The organism is Novosphingobium sp., from assembly GCF_032093395.1.
Classification (GTDB): Bacteria; Pseudomonadota; Alphaproteobacteria; order Sphingomonadales; family Sphingomonadaceae; genus Novosphingobium.
The window spans coordinates 1-22,324 of sequence record NZ_DAMDBA010000081.1 but is presented as its reverse complement, the minus strand read 5'-3'; the positions used below and the strand labels follow the sequence as shown (position 1 = coordinate 22,324).

Here is a 22,324-nt window from a genome sequence, read left to right as displayed (position 1 = left end):
GCTGTTTCCCTCGTGGATGTGGCATGGAACGCGGCCCTTCGCGGCGGGTGAGCGGCTGACGATCGCCTTCGATATCGCGCGTACTTGAACTGCGATCCGTCCCGATTTACCTTCGTTCCATCTAGTCTTTCGGCACGAAAACGATAATCCCGTGCCACGGAGTTTGCACGATGCACATCATGACGAAACTCGCCGCCGTCCTGGGCGTGGGTGTCGGCGTTCTGGCGGTTACCCCCGTTCTGGCCGCTCCCGTTCTGGCTGGCGATCCCGCGCCGCAAACGGCGCCCGTTGCGCCGGCTGCCCCCGGCAAGGCCGATATCGCCAAGAGCGAGATCGACAAGACCGACCCGATCATCTGCGAGCGGGTGACGGAGATCGGTTCGCGCCTGCGCGCCAAGAAGATCTGCATGACCAAGAGCGAGTGGGCCGAACAACGTCGTGGCGATCGCTCCAATATCGAGCGCTCGCAGATCCAGCGCGGCATGGATCCGGTCGGCTGATTCCCGCCCTTCCGGGAAAGCTCGGTTCGTCGACGACGCCGGGGCGTGATTTCACTCTGCGCGATTGACCTGCTCGCCTGAGCTGCTTAACCGGTTGATTAAATCACCGTGCAGACTGGCTGGGCTGCCGCCCGGTCGGCTTTCTCGCGAGCAGGAAGGGGAATCGCATGAAACTGGACAGCAGCCTTGCCGCAGTCGTCACCGGCGCGGCTTCGGGGCTTGGCGCGGCCACTGCGCGCGCTTTGGCGGCGCAGGGCGTGAAGGTCGCGGTGTTCGACCTGAACGTGGAGGCGGGCGAAGCCGTGGCGGCCGAGATCGGCGGCGTGTTCTGCGAAGTCAACGTTACCGACGATGCCAGTGTCGATGCGGGCTTCGCGAAAGCCCGCGCGGCGCACGGCCAGGAACGCATTTTGGTGAACTGCGCAGGGATCGCTCCGGCCGCCAAGACCGTCGGCCGCAACCGCGAGACCGGCGCGCCGCGTGCGCACGACATGGGGCTGTTCGAAAAGGCGATCGCCATCAATCTCGTCGGCACTTTCCGCTGCGTCAGCAGGGCGGCCGCGGGAATGGCAACGCTCGATCCGCTGGACGCGGCGGGCCAGCGCGGCGCCATCGTCAATACCGCATCGGTGGCGGCGCAGGATGGGCAGATCGGTCAGGCGGCCTACGCTGCCTCCAAGGGCGGCGTCCTGGCCATGACCCTGCCGCTGGCGCGCGACCTGATGGGCGAGGGCATCCGCGTCAATACGATCCTGCCGGGCATTTTCGAAACGCCGATGATGGCGGGCATGCCGCAGCAGGTGCAGGATGCGCTGGCGGCAGCGGTGCCGTTCCCCAAGCGTCTCGGCAAGCCTGAAGAGTATGCCGATCTGGCCCTGTTCATGCTGGAGCATGACTACCTCAATGGCGAATCCGTTCGGCTCGACGGTGCGATCCGCATGGGGCCGAAGTAGGGTTCGCGGCCGGAAACACCATGGCGCAAGGCAATCCTTCGGCCGGGAACGGCATACCGGTAGCGGGGAGCCCGGCGGGCGCTCCGCCGGGCGCGCGGGCGCAACTGCTGGAAACGGCCAGCGCCATCATGCGCGACGGCGATGTGATCGATATCTCGCTGTCGGAACTGTCGCTCCGTTCCGGGCTCAATTCCGCGCTGGTGAAATACTACTTCGGCAACAAGGCGGGCCTGCTGAAGGCGTTGCTCGACCGCGACTGGCAGGCCATCGTCACCAGCGTGGATGCGCTGGTCGAAAAGGACGGCTGGTCGCCCGAGGCGAAGCTGCGGCGCCACCTCTGGAAAGTCGTCGATACCTTTTACGAAGTGCCCTACCTCAACCGCCTGACCATGCGCATGGTACGGGAGAGCGACGATGCGGAGGCGCGGCGCATCGCCGACAGCTATCTCTCGCCCATCTACCGCGCCTATGAGCAGCTGATCGGCAACGGCGTGCGGGCAGGGGTGTTCCGCGAGATCGATCCGCAGCTGTTCTACTTCACCGTGACCGGCGCGGTGGACCGGTTCTTCTCGGCGCGGCTGGTGCTGAAGCACTGCTTCGACCAGGACACATTGACCGAGGAACTGCGCGACCGCTATCGCGAGCATACGATCGACATCATCATGGCAGGTATTCTTGCGCGCTGAAAAAAGCAGCTTCTGGCACATCGGCGTTATCGGCGGTTCGGGTCTGGCCGCGGGCATAGAACTGGAAGAGGCGCAGGAGATCGCCGTCTCCAGTCCGTTCGGCGCGCCCTCCGGCCCGGTAAGGACCGGCTGGCTCGGCGGCGTGCGCTTCACCTTTCTCGCCCGGCATGGGGCTGGGCACGCGCTTCCACCTTCGGCTGTGAACTACCGCGCCAATATCGACGTGCTGAAGCGCTGCGGGGTGACGGACCTGGTGGCGCTTTCGGCCATCGGCTCGCTGCGCGAAGAGATGGCGCCGGGCCAGATGGTCATGGTGGATCAGTTCATCGACCGCACGCAGGGCCGCGCGGGCAGCTTCTTCGGCACCGGACTGGTGGCCCATGTCAGCCTGGCCGATCCGGTGTGTCCGCGCCTTTCGGGGATGGTCGGCGCGGCAGCGGAAGCGGCCGGAGCCACGGTGCATGGCGCCGGCTGCTACCTGGCGATGGAAGGGCCGCAGTTCTCCACCCGCGCCGAGAGTCGCATGTACCGGGCCTGGGGAGCGGATGTGATCGGCATGACCGGCATGCCCGAAGCGCGCTTGGCACGCGAAGCCGAGCTTCCCTATGCCATGCTCGGCATGGTCACCGATTACGATTGCTGGCGCGAGGAAGAGGCTGGCGTGGAAGTGAGCCATGTCCTCGAAGTCATGCATGCCAATGCCCGCGTCGCGCGCGATGCCTTGCGGCACCTGGCGGCGAACCTTCCGGCGGAGCGCGCGCCCAGCCCGATCGATCGGGCGCTGGACCATGCACTCATCACCGCGCCCGAAGCGCGCGACCCGGCCCTGGTCGCGCGGCTCGATGCGGTGGCCTGCCGCCTGTTCGGCGAGCGCGGCTGAGCCCCTGTATCAGCCAGTTCGGTATCCGCCGGCTCAGCCGCCGCGCGTGACCGGGATCAACGCCCCGGTAACCGCGCGCGCCGCGTCCGAGGCGAGGAAGCCGATGACGTCCGCGATCGCCTGGGGCTGAACCCAGGTCGAGAAGTCGGCGTCCGGCATGTCGGCGCGGTTTGTGGGCGTATCGATGATGCTCGGCAGCACGGCATTGACGGTAACGCCGGTGCCGGCGAGTTCCTCCGCGAGAGCCTCGGTCAGGCGATGGACGCCGGACTTCGAGGCCGCATAGGCGCCCATGCCCATGCCCGCCTTGATCGCCGCGCCCGCGCCGATGTTGACGATGCGGCCGGCGGCGGACTGCTTGAGCCGGGGCAGGGCGAGCTGGGTGATCGTTGCCGCTGTGGTCAGGTTCATCGCCTGCATGCGCGCCCAGCTGGCCAGCGAGCCACTTTCCAGCGTCTCCCAGGTGAAGCCGCCCGCAACATTGACCAGCACGTCGATGCCGTCATGTTCCGCCGCAACCCGGTCGAGCGCGGCGCGGGTTGCGGCCTCGTCGGTGAGATCGACACCGCCGATGTCGAGCGCGCCCGTGAGCGGGGCCTTTGCCGCAGCCGCGTAGTCGATGCGGGCGACCTTGTCCCCTGCCTTGGCGAAGGCGGCGGCCACGGCCGTGCCGAGAATGCCGAAACCACCGGTGACGATTACCGAACGTGCCATGATAACTCCTCGCTTTGGCGGGACGCTAACGGCCGGGTCCGAGCGCCGCAAGGCATGGCGTGCCGCCAACCGGCAGCCAACGCCCCGTCGATGTCGGGAGCATGAAAAAGGCGGCCTCCCTCACGGGAAACCGCCTCTCGAAACCCTTGCGAAGGGATGTTCTCAGAGCTGGCCGAGCATGTGATCGGCGGAGCTGACTTCGAACGCGCCGGGTGCTTCGACGTTGATCTGTTCGACCACGCCATCGTTCACGACCATGGAAAACCGCTTGCCGCGATGACCCATGCCGAAGCCGGTGCCGTCCATCACCAGGTCCAGCGCCTTCACGAAGTCGCCGTTGCCGTCCGACAGCATGGTGACGTCGCTTGAGCCGGAAGCCTTGCCCCAGGCGCCCATGACGAAGGCATCGTTGACGGCGGTGCAGGCGATTTCGTCGACGCCCTTGGCCTTGAGTTCGGCGGCCTTGTCGACGAAGCCGGGGAGGTGCTTGGCCGAGCAGGTGGGCGTGAAGGCGCCCGGAACCGAGAACAGCGCGACCTTGCGGCCCGCGAAGTATTCGGCGCTCTGAACCGGCTCGGGGCCGTCCGCGCCGACCTTGATCAGCTTGATGTCGGGAAGCTTGTCACCAACGGCGATGGTCATGGTTCAATCCTTTTCATGCGCGTGCATTGCGTAGGCTGCAGATATAGAGCGCCCGGCCGCCGCGGCAATGTCGCAAGCGCCTTTTCGACGGTTTTCGGCGGCACGACAATGCGTTGCGCAGCAATGACGCCTCCGGGAACCCAATCGATGTACCCCGCCGCGAGCCGCCGCTCTAACGGCTTGACGGTTACCGATTCCCAACATAACTAGAATAAACAGTCTTGTTTTATAAAGGCGAGCTTTCGCAAGGTGGCGCCGACATGGGAGAGATTGATGTGACTTGCATTCGTGCTCCTTTCGACGTTCGCAATGGCCGTTCCTATGGCCGCCGACGCGCAGGCTTCGCCGCAAGTCGCGGAAGATGCCGCTCCACAGAACCAGGGCACCGGTCTGGGCGACATCACTCACTTACATGGCGCTTACCGCAAGGGCCTGTGCGACAGCGGTCTCGATGCTGAAGGAAGGCGTGATTTGACCGCACTCGCCTTGCGGACGGTCGCGGAGCTGACCCAGCGCCAGAAGTCGCTTGCCTACCTGACGCTGATGGTGGCGCTGGTCCTCGAGATCGTGGACGTCACCATCGTCAATACCGCGCTGCCGGTGATCGAGCGCGATTTCGGCGCGGCGGCGGCGCAGGCGCAGTGGGTGGCGGCCGGCTATTCGCTGGCCTTCGCGCTGCTGCTGATGCTGGGTGGGCGGCTGGGCGACGCCTTCGGCTACAAACGCCTGTTCATCGGCGGGGTGGCGGGCTTCACGTTCGCCTCTCTGCTCTGCGGCCTCTCGGGCACGCCGGACCAGTTGATTGCCGCGCGCGTTCTGCAAGGCGGGGCGGGCGCGATGATGGCGCCGCAGGTCATGGCGCTGATCCAGGTGTTGTTCGAACCGCTGGAGCGCGTGGCGAAACTGGCGTGGGTGGGCGTGATCGGGGGGCTGTCGGCCATCTGCGGACCGATCATCGGCGGCGTGCTGATCCATGCGAACCCGTTCGATCTCGGCTGGCGCAGCGTGTTCCTGATCAATGTGCCGGTGGGCGTGGCGGCAGTGATAGTGGCCTGGCGCTTGCTGCCCGCGACGCGCTCGCCTTCGGCGCGGGGGATAGACGGCGGGGGAACCCTGCTGTTCGCCGCATCGATGGCCGCGTTGCTCTATCCGCTGGTGCGCGGGCATGACCTGGGTTGGCAGCCTTGGCACATCGCCCTGCTGCTGGCCGCTCCGGTCCTGCTGGCGCTGGCCTGGCGGCGGACCTGCCAGCGCGCGGAGGCGGGAGCGCCGGCGCTGTTTTCGCCCGAACTCTTCCGGCAGCGGCAATTCCCGCTGGGCTTGGCCATCGCGCTGGCCTTCGGCGCGGCGACGGGCGGATTCCTGTTCGTCTTCGCGTTCGGTGCGCAGAAGCTGCTCGGCTTCTCGCCCTTGGAAACCGGGCTGCTGCATATTCCCTTCAGTGCCGGGGTGATGCTGGGCATCGCCTTCCTGGGGCGCAAGCTGGTGACGAGCCACGGCAAATGGGTGCTCGTCGGCGGGATCGTGTTGATGGCGCTGTTCGCCGGGGGGACGCTGGCCTGGATCCAGACCGGGGTGTCGTTCTGGTGGGCGCTGCCCTGCCTGGCGCTGGCAGGAACGGGCATGGGCATGACCAGCGGGCCCTTGACCCCGGTGATACTGGCGCGCGTGGATCGCAGCCACGCGGGCGCGGCGAGCGGGCTGATCAAGACGGTGCAGGAACTGGGCATGGCGCTGGGCATCGCGGTGGTGGGGACGGCCTTCTTCGCCGGTGCCGCGACAGGCGATGCGGGTGCCGTGTTCCCGGCCATCGCGGCGATCGAGGGACTGATGCTGATCTGTCTCGTGCTTGCCTTCCGGTTGCCCGCGCCACTCTTCCCCGAGCAGGATGCTTGACTGTAATGACGGTTCTATTTAGAGCTTGATCCGAGCCTGGTAGCGGAGTTTCTCCGCTTGGGAAGTGGGCGCGGCATGATCCTGCCGTGCTTTCATGCTGCGGGCCGCTTTGTCCTTCGGGACGACCCTTTCGGGGGCGGCGGCGTAGCATATTCATGAATCGCGCGCCGCTCCCGAGCATGACCGGGAGAAGACGATGTCCGACTATGTGCGCAATCTCTGGTATCTGGCCGCCTGGGACCATGAAGTCCCCGAAGGCGGCATGTTGTCCCGCAGGCTGCTGGACGAGACGTGGCTGATCGCCAGCCTGTCCGACGGGACATATGCCATGATGGCGGACCGCTGCCCCCATCGCTTCGTGCCGTTGAGCATGGGGCGACTGGAAGGCGACGTGATCCACTGCGCCTATCACGGGCTTGGTTTCGATCGGACCGGCGCCTGCGTGCACAATCCCTTCCCCGCGCCGGCACCCGCGCATGTCCGCGCGCGGACGGTGCCGGTGGTCCATCGCCATTGCGGCCTGTGGTTCTGGCCGGGCGATCCCGAACGTGCCGACCCGGCGCTGATCCCCGACTTCGCCTTCGTCGAGCGCGAAAGCATGCAGCGCAGCCGCCTCGTCATCCAGGGGCATTACGAACTGGTGACGGACAACCTCATGGACCTTACCCATGCCGAATTCCTGCATGTGACCAGCTTCGGCGTAAACGGCTCGATCTTCTCCGGCAGGCACTCGGTCACCACCGACGAGAGCGGCGCGATCTGGAACAACTGGGACATGGAGTCCGTCATGCCGCCGATGTGGGCTGCGCCGATGCTGCGCGAAGGGGATCGGGTGGACCAGTGGCTGCACATGCGCTGGCACGCGCCTGCCTCCATGGCGCTGACGGTCGGCCTTTCGAGGGCAGGCACCGGGCGGGCGGAAATGGTGGTGCCCCAGATGGTCAACCCGCATATCATCACGCCGGAAACGCGAACGAGCAGCCACTACTTCTACGACCACGAGGCGACGCCCGAAGCCGAGGCGCTCGCGCGGCAGGTCTTCGTCGAGGAGGATGAGCCGATGATCGAGGCGGCGCAGGCGGCCCTCGGCCAAGAGGATTTCTGGGAGGCCCGGCCCGCAATCCTCGAAACCGATGCCGGAGCCATCCGCGCGCGACGTCGCCTCATGCAGCTTCGCCGGGCCGAAGCCAAAGCGGCAGCCTGAGGAAAAAGGGCGGCGTGCCCGCGCGCGCCGCCCTTCCTCGACAGGGCAGGTACGACACGCGGAGCTGCTGGAGCAGCACAAGCGCATGCTCGCCTTCGGGGAAGCCGCCTTCGCGCTCGACCAGGAGCGTGGCGGGTGCGCGGAAAGGCCAGCGCCGGTCGTGGGCGGTTTCCATCTCGTCGAGCGTCAGCGGCCCGCCGGTAGCGCCTTGGCCTTCGTCGAAGCGCACGCGTCAGCCTTGCGGTGCGATGACGATGACGCGGTCGGCCAGCCGGTCCACTTCAGCGCGGTCGTGGCTGACATAGAGGATCGGCAGCGCCAGTTCGTCGCGGATGCGCTCGATCACGGAGAGGATGTCCTCGCGCCGGTCCGCATCGAGGGAAGCTAGCGGCTCGTCCATCAGCAGGAAGCGCGGGCCGGAAAGCAGGGCGCGACCGATCGCCACGCGCTGCGCCTCGCCTCCCGAGAGCGTGGCGGGTTTACGGTCCAGCAGATGGCCGATGCCGAGGAAGCCGAGCGCGGTGTCGAGGTCCATCCAGCGCTGTTCGGCACGGGCTAGGTTCCAGCCGTAGAGCAGGTTATCGCGCACGGATTTGTGCGGGAACAGGCGCAAGTCCTGGAACACGTAGCCGCAGCGGCGCTGTTCGGGGCGAAGGTCGATGCGGCGCGCCTTGTCGAACAGCACGGTGCCTTCGACGTGAATATGGCCCTCGCTGGGCCGCGACAGGCCGGCGATGGCATCCAGGAGCGAGGTCTTGCCCGCGCCCGACGGGCCGAACAGCGCGGTCAACCCGCCCCTTTCGGTCTGGAAGGCATAGTCGAGCCGGAGCTTGCCACGCCTCAATGAAATGGCGACGTCAAAGGGCATGGTGCGCGCTTCCCGGCCCGCTGCGGCCGTGCTGGCTGCGCCGAGCGAGCCATTCGGAAGCGACCAGCGCCGCGACCGAAACCAGGATCGACAGCACGGCGAGGCGCGTCACCTGCCATTCTGAACCCGGTATCTGGAGCGCGCTGTAGATCGCCAGCGGCAGGGTCTGCGTTTCGCCGGGGATATTGGAGGCGAACGTGATGGTCGCGCCGAACTCGCCGATCGAGCGGGCAAGGCCGAGGACGAGCCCTGCCAGCACGCCCGGCATCGCCAGCGGAAGGGTAACGGTGATGAAAGTCCGCCGGCGTCCCGCGCCCAGGGAGCGGGCGGCGCTCTCAAGGCGGCGATCCACGGCCTCGATGGAGAGACGCATGGCGCGAACCATCAGCGGCAGCGCCATGACGGCGGCGGCCAGCGCGGCGCCGGTCCAGCGGAAGATGAAGGTGAGCCCCAGCCAGTCCGCCAGGAACCGGCCCAGCGGTCCATTGGTGCCGAAGGCGATCAGCAGGAGCCAGCCGGTGACGACAGGTGGCAATACCAGCGGCAGGTGGACGAGCGCATCGAGCAGCACTTTGCCGGGAAAGCGCCAGCGCGCCAGCATCCAGGCAAGAGCGAAGGCGACCGGCAGCGCGGCGGCCATGGCCACGCCGCTGACCTTTAGCGACAGGACCAACACCTGCCACTCCTCCAGGGTGAGCCCCGTCATGGCCGGTGGTCGATCAGCGCGTGCCGAAGCCGAAGCGGCGGAACACGGCCTTGCCCTGCGCGGAAATCAGGAAGCGGCGGAATCCTTCGGCGTCCTTGTGGCGCGAGGCGGCGAGCACGGCCACCGGGTAGCTGATCGGATCGTGCGACGCGGCGGGGAAGGTATCGACCACCCGCACGCCGGGCTCGGCGCGGGCGTCTGTCAGGTAGACCACGCCCAGCGGCGCGGCACCGCGGCTGACGAGGGCGAGGGCGGCCCGCACGTTCTCGGCCGGGGCGAGCTTGCCCTGCACCGAAGGCCAGACTTTCAGCTGCGTCAGCGCCTGCCTGGCGTAGACCCCGGCCGGCACGGCGTTGGGGTCGGCAACGGCAAGCCGGTTCGGGCCCAGCGCGGCGGCAAGGCGAAAGCCGGGCGCGATCTTCAGGCGAACGGGCTTGTTCGCCGGGGTAATCAGCACGAGGCTGTTGGTCAGGAACGACACGCGGGTTTTCGCACGAAGCAGGCCCTTCGACTGCACCTCGTCCATCCACGGTTCGTCGGCCGAGACGAAGATGTCCGCCGGGGCGCCTGCTTCGATCTGTCGGGCGAGAGCGGAAGATCCGGCGAAGGAGATCCTGGGGCGCGGGTGGCCCTTGGCTGCCCAGGCATCGGCAGCGGCGTTCATCGATTCCTGAAGACTTGCGGCGGCCAGTACCAGCGGGCCGGATTGCTGCGCGGCGGCAGGCTGGACCAAGGCCGCGAAAGCCAGGATCAGCGATGTTACGAAGGCAAGCAGCCGGCGCATGGGGGACGTCTCCGGAGGATCATTGTATCCGATCGTATATGGCCTGGCCGAAGCTTTGCAAGGCGTTGTGCGGCCGAACCGACGCCGGCACGAGTGTGTGTGGGGATTCAGTTCAGGTGGAGCCGAGAATGGGGGACTTTCGTGACCCGGAGCGCAGCGTACTTCCAGTACGTGAGCACCGGAAGCGCGAAAGGCCGCCGTTCGCAGGCCCGCATGAGCTGAATCCCCACACACCCTAGGCTATGGGCAAGGCGGGAGGAAGGTGTTAGCATCCCGATTCTGCGGGAAGGCTCGGCGGTAACGCCGGCGACGTGACGCCAAAAGGCGAACGGATATGGGCCGCGCAAAAGGGGATGTTGTGAATGAACGTCGTTGACGAAGGTATCATGCTTTTCGAACGTCGCGGAGAAGGCTTCGCCGGGCTGCGTCACGGTATCAGTTCAAATCTCGTCTATGCTGCGCAAAGCGGCAGGCTCGGCAATCCGGAGCATGACGCGCGCGGTCTGATGATCGCCGTCGCGCTCTGCGCCTGCTGCTGGATGGGACTGGGATATTTCCTGCTGACCTGACGCAGCATGTCGGCACCACCTTTCGGCGGTGCCCGTCAACTGCCCAGAAAGGCCTTCACGTCGTCCATGAAGCGATCGAACTGATCGTGATGGAGCCAGTGTCCGGCGTTCTCGTACTCGATCAGGCGGGCGGTTGAGAAATAACCGATGCGGCCGTCTTCCGCCGGGCTTTGCGCGAAGCTGTTCTTGCCCCAGAGCATCAGCATCGGGCAGGTGATCGCCTCCCACAGTGCGACGATGTCCGCTGTCGGCAGGTCGGAAGCGGACCAGACGTTGACGTAGTTGTCGAACTTCCAGCTCCAGGTGCCGTCTTCGTTCCGGCTGGCGCCATGGATGGTGAGGTGGCGGGCCTGTTCCTCGGTCAGGAACGAGTTTTCCTCCTTCATGCGCTGGTAAGCGTCCTTGCGCGTCGCGTATTTGCGCGGCGCGCGGCCGGCGGCGCGGCGCTTGTCTTCCACCCACTGCCTCAGCCGATCGCCCACGCCGCGTTCTTCCATCTGGCGGCGGATGTGCGGGGGCGGGCCGAGCCCCTCGATATTGACGAACTTCGCCACTTTCTCCGGGAACAGCCCGGTGAAGCGGGTCGCGATGTTGCCGCCCAGCGAGTGCGCCACGATCGTCACTTGCTCATGCCCCAGCGTGTGGATGAGCTGTGCGAAATCGTAGAGGAAGGCGTCCATGCCGTAGTGCCCCTCGGGCGACCATTCGGAATCGCCGTGGCCGCGCAGGTCCGGGCAGATCACATGCCAGTCATGACGCAGTTCCTCGGCCACCCAATCCCAGCTGCGGCAATGATCGCGGCCTCCGTGCTGGAGGATCAGCGGCGGGGCATCCGGATTGCCCCAGTCGACATAGTTGAGCCGCAGGCGCTGGGAGATGAAACGGTTCGAGGTCGGTCCGAGCTGGCTTTTCATGACGGAACCGTGATCCGCCGCAGAGCGCAGGTCAATGGCTGCCTAGTCGGGATTTGCGGGGATCAAGTAATTCCTTATGCCGCGCACCGCTTGGCAAACCGGGGTGCTTGGCCCTATCTCGCGCCCCAACGATATTCGACAGATTCACGCCGGAGGTACACATGGCGACGACGCACAAGACCCGCATGCTCATCATCGGCTCCGGCCCCGCGGGCCTTTCGGCCGCGATCTACGGCGCGCGCGCCGGGATGGAGCCGATCGTGGTGCAGGGTCTTCAGCCCGGCGGCCAGCTGACCATCACCACCGACGTGGAGAACTATCCGGGCTTCCGCGAGGTCATCCAGGGCCCCTGGCTGATGCAGGAGATGGAGGCCCAGGCCGTCCACGTGGGCACCCGCATGATGTACGACATCATCACCTCGGTCGATCTGACCGGCCCGGTGTTCACCGCCACCAGCGATTCGGGCGACATCTATGAGGGTGACACCCTGGTGATCGCCACCGGCGCGCAGGCGCAGTGGCTGGGAGTTCCGGGCGAACAGGAACTCTCGGGCAAGGGCGTCTCGGCCTGCGCCACTTGCGACGGGTTCTTCTATCGCGGCAAGAAGGTCGTGGTGATCGGCGGCGGCAACACGGCCGTCGAGGAAGCGCTGTACCTCACCAACCATTCCGACGAAGTGACCCTGATCCACCGTCGCGACAGCCTGCGCGCCGAGAAGATCCTCCAGGACCGCCTCTTCGCCAATCCAAAGATCAATGTCGTTTGGGACAAGCGGGTGGAGCGCTTCATGGAAGGCGAGGACGGCGGCCTCCGCGCGCTCGCGCTGATCGACACCAAGACCGGCGAGCAGAGCGAAATCCTTACCGACGGGGCCTTCGTGGCCATCGGGCATGCGCCCGCCACCGAACTGTTCAAGGGCAAGCTCGCCATGGATGAGACCGGCTATCTGCTGGTCGAGCCCGGCACGCCCAAGACCGCCATTCCCGGCGTCTTCGCCTGCGGAGACGTGATGGACCACGTCTATCGCCAGGCGATCACCGCGGCGGGCACCGGCTGCATGGCGGCGCTCGATGCCGAGCGTTACCTCGCCCACCGTGACTTCGCCGAGGCGGCCAAGGTCGAGGCCTGACTGCCGGAGGAAAGGGATTCCGGGGGCTGAATCCCCGGACCCGCGAAATGTCCGCGTTGCGCGGACGAAGGAATTACGCCTTGTTCAATAGGCCCAGGATTTGCGCCAGCAGCCAATCCTGGGCTTCGGGTTCCACGTAACTGTGGGTGGCGTTCGCGCAGCGTTGCAGCCGTGCATCCGCCTTGTTCCAGTTCGCCAGGAAGGCCTGCCCCGTCCGGTCCCGCTCGGCAACGAGCAAACGCACCTCGCCTGAAAACGCGGCCAAGCCCTGGGCGATCTCCCGTGCCAGACCTGCCGGTTCGGCCGGAGCAGGTCGCATCGCGGCAAGCAGGCTGCGGACCAGCCCGCCGATCGCGACTTTGCCGGTAAGCAGGCGCTTGATGGCTGCCGGATCGGCCAGTCGGCGACGATAATGGTCGCGCACGACTTCGGCCGGCGCGTCTTGGGCACCGCCTTCGATGGTCCAGGGATTGGACAGCACCAGCGCATACAATCCGACCCCTTCGGCCAGCATCAGCGCGCTGGCGGCATCGCAATTTCCGAAGCCGACGACGCGGCGGACCTGCGGGCATTCCTTGCGCAGGGCTGAGAGAGCGGCGCGGATATCCGGTCCGCTCGAACGGAAGCCGTGGTTTTCGCCCTCGCTGTCGCCCACCCCGCGCCGGTCGAAGCGCAGGACGGGGAACCCTGCGTTAGCCACAAGGGCGGCCAGACGGGCCTGTCCGTTCCAGGCGCCGGCGCGTGTCTCGTTCCCGCCGGAGACCAGCAGGAGGGCGACGTCGCCGGGCGCGTCGTCCAGCGTGGCGACGAGTTGTGCGCCTTCGCAGGAAAAGACGAAATGCCGCCGCGTCATGCGCGCATCGCCCCTACCAGCACTGCCGCAAGAGCATCGGCCTGCGCCGCGTCCTCGTCCGGCTCGGCGCGAAGCCAGAGGCCGCTGCCTCCGATTCGGTCCTGCGGAATGATATGCGCGACGGGGCTAGGTTCGCGGTTTTCGAGATCGCGAAACAGGCCGCTGCCGAGCGGGTATCCGGCCAGCACTATTCCCTCTGACCGCGCCCGCTCCGTCAGCGCTTCCCGGCTTTCCTCAAGCCCGGCCTCGCGGCTGGCGAGCATCCGGGCGCGAAGCATTCCGCGCAGGATTTGCGCGCCCTTCAGCGGCGCATAATGGAAGGTGGGAAGGTCGGGCGTGAACAGACAGCCGCCGCGCAGGCCCAAGACATGCGTTGCCGCGAACCGGTGCGCGGCCGCCGCCATGGCCTCGCCCCACAGGCGCGCGTCCTGTGTTTCCAGCGGGTGCAGGCTTTCGTTCGTGCCGGGAAGATCGGGCAGGACACTGTCGATACCCGCCCGGTCGAGCCGCCGCATCACCTCGACGGTGAAACGGCGCAGACGATTGCCCTCGTCGAAGAGGGCGGGGACGATCAGCAGCCGGCATGGGCGCGCGGCATCGCGCACGTCTCTGGAGAGGAGCGCCATTTCCTCGCCCGCGTCTTCACCGGGTAGCGGCCAAGTCGCCGGGGTCATGTTCTGATCCCCGCCGACCCGATCACACCTTGAAGACTCACGCGGGCGCGCGTTTGGCTTTCGCGAATTCGAGCAGGCCGCCGAAGGTCTCCAGCATCTCGCCGTCGATCTCGTCGTCCTCGATGATAATGTCCAGCCGGTCTTCCAGCTCGGTCAGCAGGCCGGCGACGGCCATCGAATCCAGCTCGGGCAGGTGCCCGAACAGGCCGGTATCGGCATCGAACGTCTCGGCCTGACCCTGCTTGAGGCCCAGCACGTCCGTCAGGATGCGGCGCAGCAGCAGGTCGGTATCGTCTTGCATGGCCCCTCTCTTCGGGCATTTTCACAACCTCCGCGCCTCTAGCCGGGCTTCGCAGTCGCGGCAAGATATTGTGCGCCCTTGCGCAGGGCATCGCGCGCGAGCAGCGGCCAGTTCCGGGGCGACCAGGGCCGGATCATGTCCAGCCTGTATCGCGGTCGCACAATTTCCATCCAGTCGCGCTTGTAGGAATCGTCGCCGGTGCCGAAATCGACCAGTCCGACCTTGTCCACATCGATGACATGGCGAAACAGCGCCGCGCTCAGCACGGAGCCAGGGGAGAGCGGCCTTGCCGCCTCTCGGTGCGCCAGCTTGTGGATCCAGGCGGTGCCGTGCTCCACGGTCCACATCTGCGCGGCCACGGGCTTGCCCTCGGCCAGGGCAATTCCCAGCCGAAGCCGCCCGGCGGCGCCTTCCGCTTCGGCAAAGGCGCGCAGGAACGCGGGGCTGCCTTCCTCCGGTTTCCAGCTTTCGGAATAGATCGTTTCGTAGGCGTGCCAGACATCCTCGTCGAAACGGTCGAGCACGCGGGTCTCCAGTTTGCCCGCCTTGCGTTTCAACGTGGTGCGCAGCTTGCCGGGACGCGAAGCGAGGTACTCTGCGTAGCTGCGACCGCTGACGGGCAGGATGTGGTTCGTATCGCAGGTCGTGCGCCGGACCCGCCATCCGGCCGCGCGAAAGGCGGTTTCCAGCCGCTTGGCGCTGAGATCCTCGTCCGGAACGCCGGAAAGCGTCACGCGGCGGGCTTTCCCGGCCAAGTCTTCGGCAAGCGCGCGAAGCAGGGCGTCGGACCCGGAGGCAAGGGGGCGGTACCGGAAGGTGTACCAATTCGACAAGGCATGCAAATGGCCGCGACCGTCCTGCAGCGGCAGCACCGCCATATCGCCCCCCTCGCGCGCCACGGCGATCAGTGGCGCCAGCCCGCAATGCCCGGCCAGCCCCTCGAACCACGCCAGCCGGTCGAAAGGCGCGCGCTGGTTGCTCTCGGAAAGCCACGCCGCTAGCTGGCCATCCGATTGCACTTGCTTAAGATCGCGGTGATAATCGATCCTCGTCACGTTCCTTCGAACCCCCTTTGCGGAGCCTCCCTCGCCATGATCCTGCCGCTCGACCATCTCGCCTTGCGCGGAGAGGATTCGGCCGAGGCGCTCGTGCTGCGCGGAGAAGTGCTGGACTACAAGGTTTTAAGATCGCGTGTCTCCCGTCTTGCGGCCTGGCTCGCACACGCGGTGCCGGAAAAGGGCGCGCGGGTGGCGTCGTGGGCGGCCAAGGGCGAACTGACCTGCCTGCTGCCGCTGGCCGCTGCGCGCGCGGGGCTGGTGCATGTGCCGGTCAATCCCTTGCTCAAGCATGCGCAAGTCGCGCATATCCTGGCCGATAGCGGCGCGGTTCTGCTGATCGGCACGCCCTCGCGGCTGGCCTCGCTGCAAGAAGGGGACGTGCCTCCGGCATGTCGCCGGATCGACGAAGGCGCCGCGCTGGCCGACGCGGAAGCGCTTGGTGGAGAGATGCCACCCTCGCAGGCCGATCCCGAGGAACTGGCCGCGATTCTCTACACCAGCGGCTCCACCGGGCGCCCCAAGGGGGTGATGCTCAGCCATGCGAACATGTGGCTGGGGGCGGAAAGCGTTGCGGACTATCTCGGCCTCGCGCCGGATGACCGCGTGCTGGCGGTGCTGCCGCTTTCGTTCGACTATGGGCAGAACCAGTTGCTTTCCACATGGTACGCAGGCGGCTGCGTCATTCCGCTGGACTATCTGATGCCGCGCGATGTGATGAAGGCGGTGGACCGCCACGCTATCACCACGCTCGCCGCCGTTCCGCCGCTGTGGGTCCAGGTCTGCGAGCTGGACTGGCCGCCTGAGGTGGCTGCGAACTTGCGCCGCCTCACCAATAGCGGCGGCGCCCTGACGGTGGATCTCGTCCGCAGGATGCGCACACTGTTTCCCAAGGCGCGGCTCTTCGCCATGTATGGCCTGACCGAGGCTTTCCGTTCGACTTACCTCGACCCCGCGCTGATCGATAGGCATTCGACCTCGATGGGCAAGGCGATACCCCATGCCGAAGTGCTGGTGGTTAACGATGCAGGGGAGATCGCCGCTGATGACGAGGAAGGCGAACTGGTTCACTGCGGTCCGCTGGTCGCGCAGGGCTATTGGCAGGACGCCGAGCGAACGGCCGAGCGCTATCGGCCTGCGCCCGCCGGATCGCGCTATGGCGGCATGGCGGTCTGGTCGGGCGACCGGGTGCGGCGCGACCGCGACGGGTTGCTCCATTTCGTCGGGCGCCGGGATGCGATGATCAAGAGCGCGGGCAACCGCATCAGTCCGCAGGAGGTGGAGGAGGCGGCGCTGGCCACCGGCCTCGTGGTCGAAGCGGTGGCGTTGGGCGTGGCGGATGCGCGGCTGGGGCAGGCGGTCCATCTCGTGGTTCGTGCCGCGCCCGGGATCGTAGAGGCGGAGGAAGAATTGCCGCGTAAACTCATGCAGGAACTGCCGAATTTCATGCAACCCAAAGTGATTCACTGGCGCGCGTCCATGCCGATCGGGCCGAACGGCAAGATCGATCGCACCGGCCTTGCTGCGGAGCTGGGAGCATGAAGCCGCTCGGTCCGGTTCCGGCGGGTTTTACAGCCATCGATGGCGTTCTCGCGATCGGCGGCAGGCCGGTGACGGCGTGGGTGGAGCAGGCCGGCGATACGCCGCTGTTCCTCTACGAATCCAGCCGCATCCGCAACAGAGTGGCGGAACTGCGCGCCGCCATGCCCAAGCGGCTGGCGCTGCACTATGCGGTCAAGGCCAACCCGTTTCCGCCATTGCTGACCTTGATGAACGGCCTCGTCGACGGGTTCGACATCGCGTCGGGCGGCGAACTGGCGATCGTGCGCGAAGCGGGCATCGATCCCGCGCGTGTCAGCTTCGCCGGGCCGGGCAAGCGCGACCGCGAACTGGAGGCGGCGATCCGCGCGGGCGTGACGCTCAACCTCGAATCGGAGGCCGAGGCCTATCGTGCCATCGCCATCGCTGAAAGGCTCGGAATCACGCCGCGCCTCGCCATCCGGGTCAATCCGGATTTCGACCTCAAGGGGTCGGGCATGAAGATGGGGGGCGGCGCGAAGCCCTTCGGCATCGATGCGGAGCGCGTGCCCGAACTGGTCCGCCATATCGTGGCCAGCGGTGCGGAATGGCGTGGATTTCATATCTTCGCCGGCAGTCAGGCGCTGGATGCCGAGGCTATCGCGGAAACGCAGGGGCAGGCGCTCGACTTGGCGGCGCGGCTGACGCTGCAAAGCGGTGCGGCGCTGCCGCATTGCAACCTGGGAGGGGGGCTGGGCATCCCCTATTTCCCGGGCGACACGCCGGTCGATCTTCCGCTGGTGGGCGAGCGCCTGGCGGCACGCTTCGAGAACCTGCCGGACGTCTTGCAGGATACTGCCTTCTGCATCGAACTGGGCCGCTATCTGGTCGGTGAGGCGGGCGTCTACATCGCGCGGGTGATCGACCGCAAGGAGAGCCATGGCGAGGTTTTCCTCGTCACCGACGGGGGTCTTCATCACCAGCTGGCCGCCTCGGGGAACTTCGGCACGGTGGTTCGGCGCAACTATCCCTCCGCCATCGCCACGCGCTTCGACGCGCCGGTGGAAGAGGAAGCCTCGATCGTCGGCTGCCTTTGCACGCCGCTGGACAAGCTGGCCGACAAGGGCGGTTTTCCGCGCGCCGATGTGGGCGATCTGGTGGCGGTGTTCTGCGCAGGCGCTTACGGCGCTTCGGCCAGTCCGGCCAGCTTCCTGGGGCAAGGTCCGGCACTGGAAATGCTGGCTTAAGTTCGCGTTACAACTCGGTGCGGGATTGTCCCATCGCGGGACTGCGCGGGAATCGCCTCTTCACGACTAACGCAATGTTCACCCTTTTGAGCGATAGGCGAGGCTGGATTTTGCCCGGTCCGCCAATCTCATACGGCGGAAGCGACGGGCGCTGAAGGGATTGGACTATGTCGCATCGCCGCTTCACCGGACTGCTGGCAGGCTCCGTGCTCTCGAGCATGGTTCTCGCCTCCTGCGCCCATGCGGCGCCCAAGCCCGAGCTGCCGCCCGCGCAGTTCGTGGCGATGCAGGAGGGGCCGAGCGAGGAATACGTGATCGGTCCGCTCGATCAGCTGACCGTGTTCGTCTGGCGCAATCCCGAGCTGGGCGCGAAAGTGCAGGTGCGGCCCGACGGGCGCATCACCACGCCGCTGATCGCCGATATGCCCGCCGTGGGCAAGACGCCCGCGATGCTGGCGGAGGACATCAGGCTCCAGCTTTCGCAATATATCCAGGATCCGCTGGTCTCAGTGATCGTCGATGGCTTTTCCGGCACTTACAGCCAGCAGATCCGCATCGTCGGCGCCACCGAGAAACCCGCCTCGATCCCCTATCGCGCCAACATGACCGTGCTGGACGCGATGATCGCGGTGGGCGGACTGTCCGAGTACGCCGCCGGCAACCGGGCACGCCTGATCCGTTTCGACAAGGCAACCGGCAAGCAGACCGAATATGCCCTGCGGCTCAGCGACCTGCTGAAGAAGGGCAAGAGCAAGGCCAACGTCATGCTCAATCCGGGCGATGTCATCATCATCCCGGAAAGCATGTTCTGAGGATCTGAGGGGAGCGGATCGGCGCAATGAACGGCCTCTACGAAGAATTGCTCGCCGCCCTGCACAGCGTCTGGCACCGGCGCTGGATCGCGCTGGCTGCCGCCTGGGCGATCTGCCTGCTGGGCTGGCTGGCGATCGCGCTGATCCCCAACAGCTACGAATCGCGCGCGCGCATCTTCATCCAGCTCGACGACGCGTTGGCCGAGCAGGTCGGCATCGGCGTGGCCGACAAGAAGCGCGATATCGAGCGCATCCGCCAGACCCTGACAAGCGCGGTGAACCTGGAAAAGGTCGTGCGCGGCACCCGTCTGGGAGACACCATCCAGTCGCCCAAGCAGATGGAAGCGGCCGTGGCGGGGCTTGGCAAGAACGTTTCCGTGGTCGCGCAGCAGGACAACCTGTTCGAGATCACGGCGACGGCCAACTACGCCTCTATGTCCGACGCGGAGAATGCGCAGCTTGCCCGCGAGGTGGCGCAGAAGCTGATCGACATCTTCCGCGAGGAGAACCTTTCGGGCGATCGCGGCGACATGGTCGAGACGCTGACTTTCGTGAACCAGCAGCTTCGCGCCCGCGAAAAGGAACTGGAGACTGCCGAGCAGCGCCGTACCGCTTTCGAGGCCAAGCATCCCGAGATGGCCCTTGGCGGCGCGGCAGTGGCGCAGCGGCTGGAAAGCGCGCGGACCCAGCTTCGCGATCTGGAGGCCGACATCTCCGCCGCGCAAAGCTCGCTGGCGGCGATCGAGGGGCAGCTTGCCAGCACGCCGCGTGTCGTCGCGGGCGGCGCAACGGGCGGCGCCGCCGGAGCCTTCGCCACGGCCCAGGCCGAACTGGCCAGCATGAAGGCGCGCGGGCTTACCGACAATCATCCCGACGTGATCGCCGCGCGCAATCAGGTGGCGGCCCTGCGCGGGGTCGCCGCGCAGGAAGCGGCCCGTGGGGGCGGCACGCCCAACCCGGCCTATAGCTCGCTCCAGTCGATTCGCGCCGAACGGCTCGCCAATGTGCAGGCGCTGACCTCGCGCAAGGCGGCCTTGCAGTCGGACCTCGCCTCGATGACGGCGTCGGCGATCCAGGATCCGGAACTCGCCACCGAGGCGCAGCGCATCAATCGCGACTACGACGTGCTGCGCCAGCAGTATGACAAGCTCCTCCAGGACCGCGAGGAACTGCGCCTGCGCGGTGAAGTGAAGACCGAGCGCGAGGCCGTGAAGTTCCAGGTGGTCGATCCGCCGACGACGCCGCGCAAGCCGGTGGCGCCGAACCGTCCGATGTTGCTGGTAGGCGTGTTGATCGCCGGGATCGTCGGCGGCTGCGCGGGTGCTTTCGCGCTGGGCAAGGTCCGCTCGGTATTCGCGACGACTGCCGGGCTTGAGCGGGCGACCGGCCTGCCGGTGCTCGGCGCGATCTCGCAGAATGTCACGGACGGGGTCCGCCAGCTTCGCCGCCGTCGGCTCAAGTATTTCTTCGGTGCGGGCGCGGCGCTTTGCGGCCTTTGCGTGCTGCTGCTGGCGGTCGAATTTATCCAGCGCGGCATGGTGGCCTGAGGAACGGTGATGGCACGGCACAGAAAGACATCGCTCTCGGGTCAGGACGACACCGCTCAGGCCGAGGCGCCGGTTCGCGGCCGATCGCTGATCGAGCGCGCCGCCGGACGCTTCGATTTCAACGCGATGATCGCGCGCCCCGGCCCGCTACCGCCTGAGCCCGCGCGCAAGGTGGCTGCCGCGCCGGTTGCGCCTGCTCCAACTGCCACTCCTGCTCCCTTCGCGCCTCCGCCGGGCGCGGAGCCGGAAGCCGCATCGGAGCGCGCTGCTCCGGCCCCGTTTGCCGAACCGATCGACTTCAGGCCAGTCGACTTCAGGGGCGAGCATCACCCGATCGACCGTGAGCACTTGCGCGAGCAGGGCCTGATCGTGCCGGAAGGCACCGTGACCACGCTGCTGGAGGAATTCCGCATCGTGAAGCGGCAGCTTCTGGTCCAGGCGGGCGACCTGCGCCGCCAGGGCGCCGGCGCCGCCGCGCAGCGCATCCTCATCAGCTCCCCCCATCCCGGCGAGGGCAAGACCTATTGCGCGCTGAACCTCGCGCTTTCGATCGCCGCCGAGAAGGAAAGCGAAGTCCTGCTGGTCGATGCCGACTTCGCGAAGCCTTCGATCCTTTCCGCGCTGGGGCTGCCGGGCGGGCCGGGGCTGATGGATGCGTTGATGGACGAGACGATCGATCCCGCGTCCTGCGTGCTTGGCACCGATATTCCCGGCCTCTGGGTCATGCCGGCGGGCGATGCCACGATCAACGACAGCGAGTACCTGTCGTCGTCGCGCACGCCACGCATTTTGGAGCGGCTGACCGAGAATGCGCCGCGTCGCATGGTGATCTTCGATTCGCCGCCTGCGCTGGCTGCCTCTCCCGCTGCCGAGCTTGCCAAGTACGTTGGACAGACGGTGGTGATCGTACGCGCCGACCGGACCGGGCAGGGCGCGCTGGAAGACGCGATCTCGCTGCTGAATGCCTGCCCCAACGTGCAACTTCTGCTGAACGACGCGCAGTTCAGCCCGAGCGGCCGCCGGTTCGGCTCTTATTACGGATACAAGGGATGAAGTCCCGCCAGATGAAATTGGGTACATTGACTTTGGCGGCACTGGCCTTCGCGGCCGCGCCGTCCGCGCATGCGCAGACCATAGATTCCGATCGTGCAGGAGATCAGGCGGGCGGCGGCTCGGGTGGAGCGGCGTCGCCTTCGGACGGACAAGGCAAATCGTCTCGCGGCCAACGCGGCCGGAAACCGCGTCGCCTGGAAGTGACGCCCTATATCGAGATCGACCAGATCGTCGACGCGCAGCTTTCCCCCGGCAACGACGTGCTTACTTATACCCAGCTTGCGGCGGGCGTGGACGCGGGCATTTCCGGCCGCAACAACGCGGTATCCGCCTCGGTTCGCTACGAACGGTATATCGGCTGGGGCCGGAAGGCGCGCGACGGCGACGCGATCAGCGGCGTGGCGCGGGGCTATGCCGGGATCGCGCCGGGCCTCACGCTGGAAGCCGGGGGGCTTGCCACACAGGCCCGCGTCGAGAATGGCGGCGGAGCGCTTTCGGGCGGCTTCGTGGACGACAGCACCCGAACCAACATCTATTCCGTCTACGGCGGCCCCTCGTTCAAGACCCGCGCAGGAGACGTCGACCTTTCCGCGAACTACCGCGCCGGTTTCACCAAGGTGGAGCAACCGGACGCCTATGTCGCCACGCCCGGCGGCGCGGCGGCGGACCTGTTCGACAAGAGCGTGACCCAGATGGCCGACTTACAGGCCGGCGTCGCGCCCTATGTGATCGCGCCGGTGGGTCTTGGCGTCGGCGGCAGCTTCTACCAGGGAGACTTTTCCAACGTCGACCAGCGCGTGCGCGACATGCAGGCGGGG

At 66.8% G+C, this 22,324-nt stretch carries 24 protein-coding genes and 1 pseudogene; 14 read left to right on the top strand and 11 right to left on the bottom strand.

Translation table 11 applies throughout. The features are described from left to right. Positions 1–179 precede the first annotated feature (179 nt). The 4 genes from RT424_RS20155 to mtnP all read left to right on the top strand — a co-directional run bounded on the left by RT424_RS20155 (position 180) and on the right by mtnP (position 3,019). Positions 180–500 (top strand): hypothetical protein, encoded by a 321-nt coding sequence (locus RT424_RS20155; protein ID WP_313441892.1) that lies wholly within the window; start codon positions 180–182, stop codon positions 498–500. Between the two features lie 167 nt (positions 501–667). Further along, positions 668–1,453, top strand: a complete 786-nt coding sequence (locus RT424_RS20150; protein ID WP_313441890.1) for an SDR family oxidoreductase — start codon at positions 668–670, stop codon at positions 1,451–1,453. 20 nt (positions 1,454–1,473) lie between these two features. Further along, complete coding sequence (locus tag RT424_RS20145; RefSeq protein ID WP_313441888.1) at positions 1,474–2,139, top strand: TetR family transcriptional regulator; 666 nt, start codon at positions 1,474–1,476, stop codon at positions 2,137–2,139. Then, positions 2,129–3,019 (top strand): S-methyl-5'-thioadenosine phosphorylase, encoded by an 891-nt coding sequence (gene mtnP / locus RT424_RS20140; RefSeq protein WP_313441886.1) that lies wholly within the window; start codon positions 2,129–2,131, stop codon positions 3,017–3,019. The genes RT424_RS20145 and mtnP overlap by 11 nt, the downstream gene beginning before the upstream one ends. Before the next feature lie 33 nt (positions 3,020–3,052). On the opposite strand, the gene RT424_RS20135 is transcribed toward mtnP, so the two are convergent. Together RT424_RS20135 and RT424_RS20130 are read right to left on the bottom strand one after the other, a co-directional pair. Continuing rightward, complete coding sequence (locus RT424_RS20135) at positions 3,053–3,733, bottom strand: SDR family NAD(P)-dependent oxidoreductase (protein WP_313441884.1); 681 nt, start codon at positions 3,731–3,733, stop codon at positions 3,053–3,055. Positions 3,734–3,895: 162 nt separating this feature from the next. Then, complete coding sequence (locus RT424_RS20130; RefSeq protein ID WP_313441882.1) at positions 3,896–4,375, bottom strand: peroxiredoxin; 480 nt, start codon at positions 4,373–4,375, stop codon at positions 3,896–3,898. A 309-nt stretch (positions 4,376–4,684) separates the two neighbouring features. On the opposite strand from RT424_RS20130, the gene RT424_RS20125 reads away from it, so the two are divergent. Together RT424_RS20125 and RT424_RS20120 are read left to right on the top strand one after the other, a co-directional pair. Beyond that, positions 4,685–6,271 (top strand): MFS transporter, encoded by a 1,587-nt coding sequence (locus RT424_RS20125; protein ID WP_313441880.1) that lies wholly within the window; start codon positions 4,685–4,687, stop codon positions 6,269–6,271. 196 nt (positions 6,272–6,467) lie between these two features. Further along, complete coding sequence (locus tag RT424_RS20120) at positions 6,468–7,475, top strand: aromatic ring-hydroxylating dioxygenase subunit alpha (protein WP_313441878.1); 1,008 nt, start codon at positions 6,468–6,470, stop codon at positions 7,473–7,475. Here the strand turns inward: RT424_RS20120 and RT424_RS20115 are convergent. The 4 genes from RT424_RS20115 to modA are packed head-to-tail and all read right to left on the bottom strand — an operon-like array spanning position 7,435 to position 9,833. Next, a complete protein-coding gene (locus RT424_RS20115) occupies positions 7,435–7,704 on the bottom strand; it encodes a DUF6379 domain-containing protein (RefSeq protein WP_313441876.1) in 270 nt (89 codons plus the stop codon). The two genes, RT424_RS20120 and RT424_RS20115, sit on opposite strands and share 41 nt — an antisense overlap. Positions 7,705–7,707: 3 nt before the next feature. Further along, positions 7,708–8,343: an ATP-binding cassette domain-containing protein gene (locus RT424_RS20110; protein ID WP_313441874.1), complete on the bottom strand. Its 636-nt coding sequence runs from the start codon at positions 8,341–8,343 to the stop codon at positions 7,708–7,710. After that, on the bottom strand, positions 8,333–9,049 hold the full coding sequence (gene modB / locus RT424_RS20105; protein ID WP_313441872.1) for a molybdate ABC transporter permease subunit: 717 nt from the start codon (positions 9,047–9,049) through the stop codon (positions 8,333–8,335). The genes RT424_RS20110 and modB overlap by 11 nt, the downstream gene beginning before the upstream one ends. Before the next feature lie 13 nt (positions 9,050–9,062). Further along, complete coding sequence (gene modA / locus RT424_RS20100; protein ID WP_313441870.1) at positions 9,063–9,833, bottom strand: molybdate ABC transporter substrate-binding protein; 771 nt, start codon at positions 9,831–9,833, stop codon at positions 9,063–9,065. A 362-nt stretch (positions 9,834–10,195) separates the two neighbouring features. Between modA and RT424_RS20095 the strand changes: the two genes are divergently transcribed. After that, the gene (locus RT424_RS20095) at positions 10,196–10,402 is read left to right on the top strand and encodes a hypothetical protein (RefSeq protein WP_313441868.1); all 207 of its coding nucleotides are present in this window, start codon (positions 10,196–10,198) and stop codon (positions 10,400–10,402) included. A gap of 35 nt (positions 10,403–10,437) precedes the next feature. Here RT424_RS20095 and RT424_RS20090 read toward each other — a convergent pair whose 3' ends face one another. Beyond that, entirely contained in the window at positions 10,438–11,316 is an 879-nt protein-coding gene (locus RT424_RS20090) for an alpha/beta hydrolase (protein ID WP_313441866.1), read from the bottom strand. 161 nt (positions 11,317–11,477) lie between these two features. On the opposite strand from RT424_RS20090, the gene trxB reads away from it, so the two are divergent. Continuing rightward, the gene (gene trxB, locus RT424_RS20085; RefSeq protein ID WP_313441864.1) at positions 11,478–12,446 is read left to right on the top strand and encodes a thioredoxin-disulfide reductase; all 969 of its coding nucleotides are present in this window, start codon (positions 11,478–11,480) and stop codon (positions 12,444–12,446) included. Between the two features lie 73 nt (positions 12,447–12,519). On the opposite strand, the gene RT424_RS20080 is transcribed toward trxB, so the two are convergent. From RT424_RS20080 to RT424_RS20065, 4 genes are read right to left on the bottom strand one after another with little or no spacing between them, the layout of a single operon-like run. Continuing rightward, a complete protein-coding gene (locus RT424_RS20080) occupies positions 12,520–13,299 on the bottom strand; it encodes a hydrolase 1, exosortase A system-associated (protein WP_313441862.1) in 780 nt (259 codons plus the stop codon). Beyond that, a complete protein-coding gene (locus RT424_RS20075) occupies positions 13,296–13,973 on the bottom strand; it encodes a hypothetical protein (RefSeq protein WP_313441860.1) in 678 nt (225 codons plus the stop codon). The genes RT424_RS20080 and RT424_RS20075 overlap by 4 nt, the downstream gene beginning before the upstream one ends. Before the next feature lie 37 nt (positions 13,974–14,010). Next, positions 14,011–14,274, bottom strand: a complete 264-nt coding sequence (locus RT424_RS20070) for a phosphopantetheine-binding protein (protein ID WP_147220069.1) — start codon at positions 14,272–14,274, stop codon at positions 14,011–14,013. 38 nt (positions 14,275–14,312) lie between these two features. Further along, entirely contained in the window at positions 14,313–15,329 is a 1,017-nt protein-coding gene (locus RT424_RS20065) for a GNAT family N-acetyltransferase (RefSeq protein WP_313441855.1), read from the bottom strand. Positions 15,330–15,365: 36 nt separating this feature from the next. On the opposite strand from RT424_RS20065, the gene RT424_RS20060 reads away from it, so the two are divergent. The 6 genes and pseudogenes from RT424_RS20060 to RT424_RS20035 form a co-directional block, all read left to right on the top strand. Next, complete coding sequence (locus tag RT424_RS20060; RefSeq protein WP_313441852.1) at positions 15,366–16,871, top strand: acyl-CoA ligase (AMP-forming), exosortase A system-associated; 1,506 nt, start codon at positions 15,366–15,368, stop codon at positions 16,869–16,871. Beyond that, positions 16,868–18,094 (top strand): pyridoxal-dependent decarboxylase, exosortase A system-associated, encoded by a 1,227-nt coding sequence (locus RT424_RS20055; RefSeq protein ID WP_313441850.1) that lies wholly within the window; start codon positions 16,868–16,870, stop codon positions 18,092–18,094. The genes RT424_RS20060 and RT424_RS20055 overlap by 4 nt, the downstream gene beginning before the upstream one ends. Before the next feature lie 167 nt (positions 18,095–18,261). Further along, positions 18,262–18,906: an XrtA/PEP-CTERM system exopolysaccharide export protein gene (locus RT424_RS20050; RefSeq protein ID WP_313441846.1), complete on the top strand. Its 645-nt coding sequence runs from the start codon at positions 18,262–18,264 to the stop codon at positions 18,904–18,906. Between the two features lie 26 nt (positions 18,907–18,932). Continuing rightward, a complete protein-coding gene (locus RT424_RS20045; protein ID WP_313441844.1) occupies positions 18,933–20,453 on the top strand; it encodes an XrtA system polysaccharide chain length determinant in 1,521 nt (506 codons plus the stop codon). A 9-nt stretch (positions 20,454–20,462) separates the two neighbouring features. Continuing rightward, positions 20,463–21,506, top strand: a complete 1,044-nt coding sequence (locus RT424_RS20040; RefSeq protein ID WP_313441842.1) for a capsular biosynthesis protein — start codon at positions 20,463–20,465, stop codon at positions 21,504–21,506. Next, positions 21,503–22,324 (top strand): annotated as a pseudogene (locus RT424_RS20035) (preprotein translocase subunit YajC); the annotation flags it as partial. The gene RT424_RS20040 and the pseudogene RT424_RS20035, both read left to right, overlap by 4 nt.

Excerpts from the sequence above, each read along its gene's own strand:
- RT424_RS20150 (WP_313441890.1), top strand. The coding sequence starts at position 668 with ATGAAACTGGACAGCAGCCTTGCCGCAGTCGTCACCGGCGCGGCTTCG.
- modA (WP_313441870.1), bottom strand. The coding sequence starts at position 9,833 with ATGCGCCGGCTGCTTGCCTTCGTAACATCGCTGATCCTGGCTTTCGCG.
- RT424_RS20055 (WP_313441850.1), top strand. The coding sequence starts at position 16,868 with ATGAAGCCGCTCGGTCCGGTTCCGGCGGGTTTTACAGCCATCGATGGC.
- RT424_RS20040 (WP_313441842.1), top strand. The coding sequence starts at position 20,463 with ATGGCACGGCACAGAAAGACATCGCTCTCGGGTCAGGACGACACCGCT.
- RT424_RS20080 (WP_313441862.1), bottom strand. The coding sequence starts at position 13,299 with ATGACGCGGCGGCATTTCGTCTTTTCCTGCGAAGGCGCACAACTCGTC.
- RT424_RS20110 (WP_313441874.1), bottom strand. The coding sequence starts at position 8,343 with ATGCCCTTTGACGTCGCCATTTCATTGAGGCGTGGCAAGCTCCGGCTC.
- RT424_RS20045 (WP_313441844.1), top strand. The coding sequence starts at position 18,933 with ATGAACGGCCTCTACGAAGAATTGCTCGCCGCCCTGCACAGCGTCTGG.
- RT424_RS20070 (WP_147220069.1), bottom strand. The coding sequence starts at position 14,274 with ATGCAAGACGATACCGACCTGCTGCTGCGCCGCATCCTGACGGACGTG.
- modB (WP_313441872.1), bottom strand. The coding sequence starts at position 9,049 with ATGACGGGGCTCACCCTGGAGGAGTGGCAGGTGTTGGTCCTGTCGCTA.
- RT424_RS20075 (WP_313441860.1), bottom strand. The coding sequence starts at position 13,973 with ATGACCCCGGCGACTTGGCCGCTACCCGGTGAAGACGCGGGCGAGGAA.
- RT424_RS20050 (WP_313441846.1), top strand. The coding sequence starts at position 18,262 with ATGTCGCATCGCCGCTTCACCGGACTGCTGGCAGGCTCCGTGCTCTCG.
- RT424_RS20135 (WP_313441884.1), bottom strand. The coding sequence starts at position 3,733 with ATGGCACGTTCGGTAATCGTCACCGGTGGTTTCGGCATTCTCGGCACG.
- RT424_RS20095 (WP_313441868.1), top strand. The coding sequence starts at position 10,196 with ATGAACGTCGTTGACGAAGGTATCATGCTTTTCGAACGTCGCGGAGAA.
- RT424_RS20120 (WP_313441878.1), top strand. The coding sequence starts at position 6,468 with ATGTCCGACTATGTGCGCAATCTCTGGTATCTGGCCGCCTGGGACCAT.
- trxB (WP_313441864.1), top strand. The coding sequence starts at position 11,478 with ATGGCGACGACGCACAAGACCCGCATGCTCATCATCGGCTCCGGCCCC.
- RT424_RS20130 (WP_313441882.1), bottom strand. The coding sequence starts at position 4,375 with ATGACCATCGCCGTTGGTGACAAGCTTCCCGACATCAAGCTGATCAAG.
- RT424_RS20060 (WP_313441852.1), top strand. The coding sequence starts at position 15,366 with ATGATCCTGCCGCTCGACCATCTCGCCTTGCGCGGAGAGGATTCGGCC.
- RT424_RS20145 (WP_313441888.1), top strand. The coding sequence starts at position 1,474 with ATGGCGCAAGGCAATCCTTCGGCCGGGAACGGCATACCGGTAGCGGGG.
- RT424_RS20090 (WP_313441866.1), bottom strand. The coding sequence starts at position 11,316 with ATGAAAAGCCAGCTCGGACCGACCTCGAACCGTTTCATCTCCCAGCGC.
- RT424_RS20155 (WP_313441892.1), top strand. The coding sequence starts at position 180 with ATGACGAAACTCGCCGCCGTCCTGGGCGTGGGTGTCGGCGTTCTGGCG.
- RT424_RS20125 (WP_313441880.1), top strand. The coding sequence starts at position 4,685 with ATGGCCGTTCCTATGGCCGCCGACGCGCAGGCTTCGCCGCAAGTCGCG.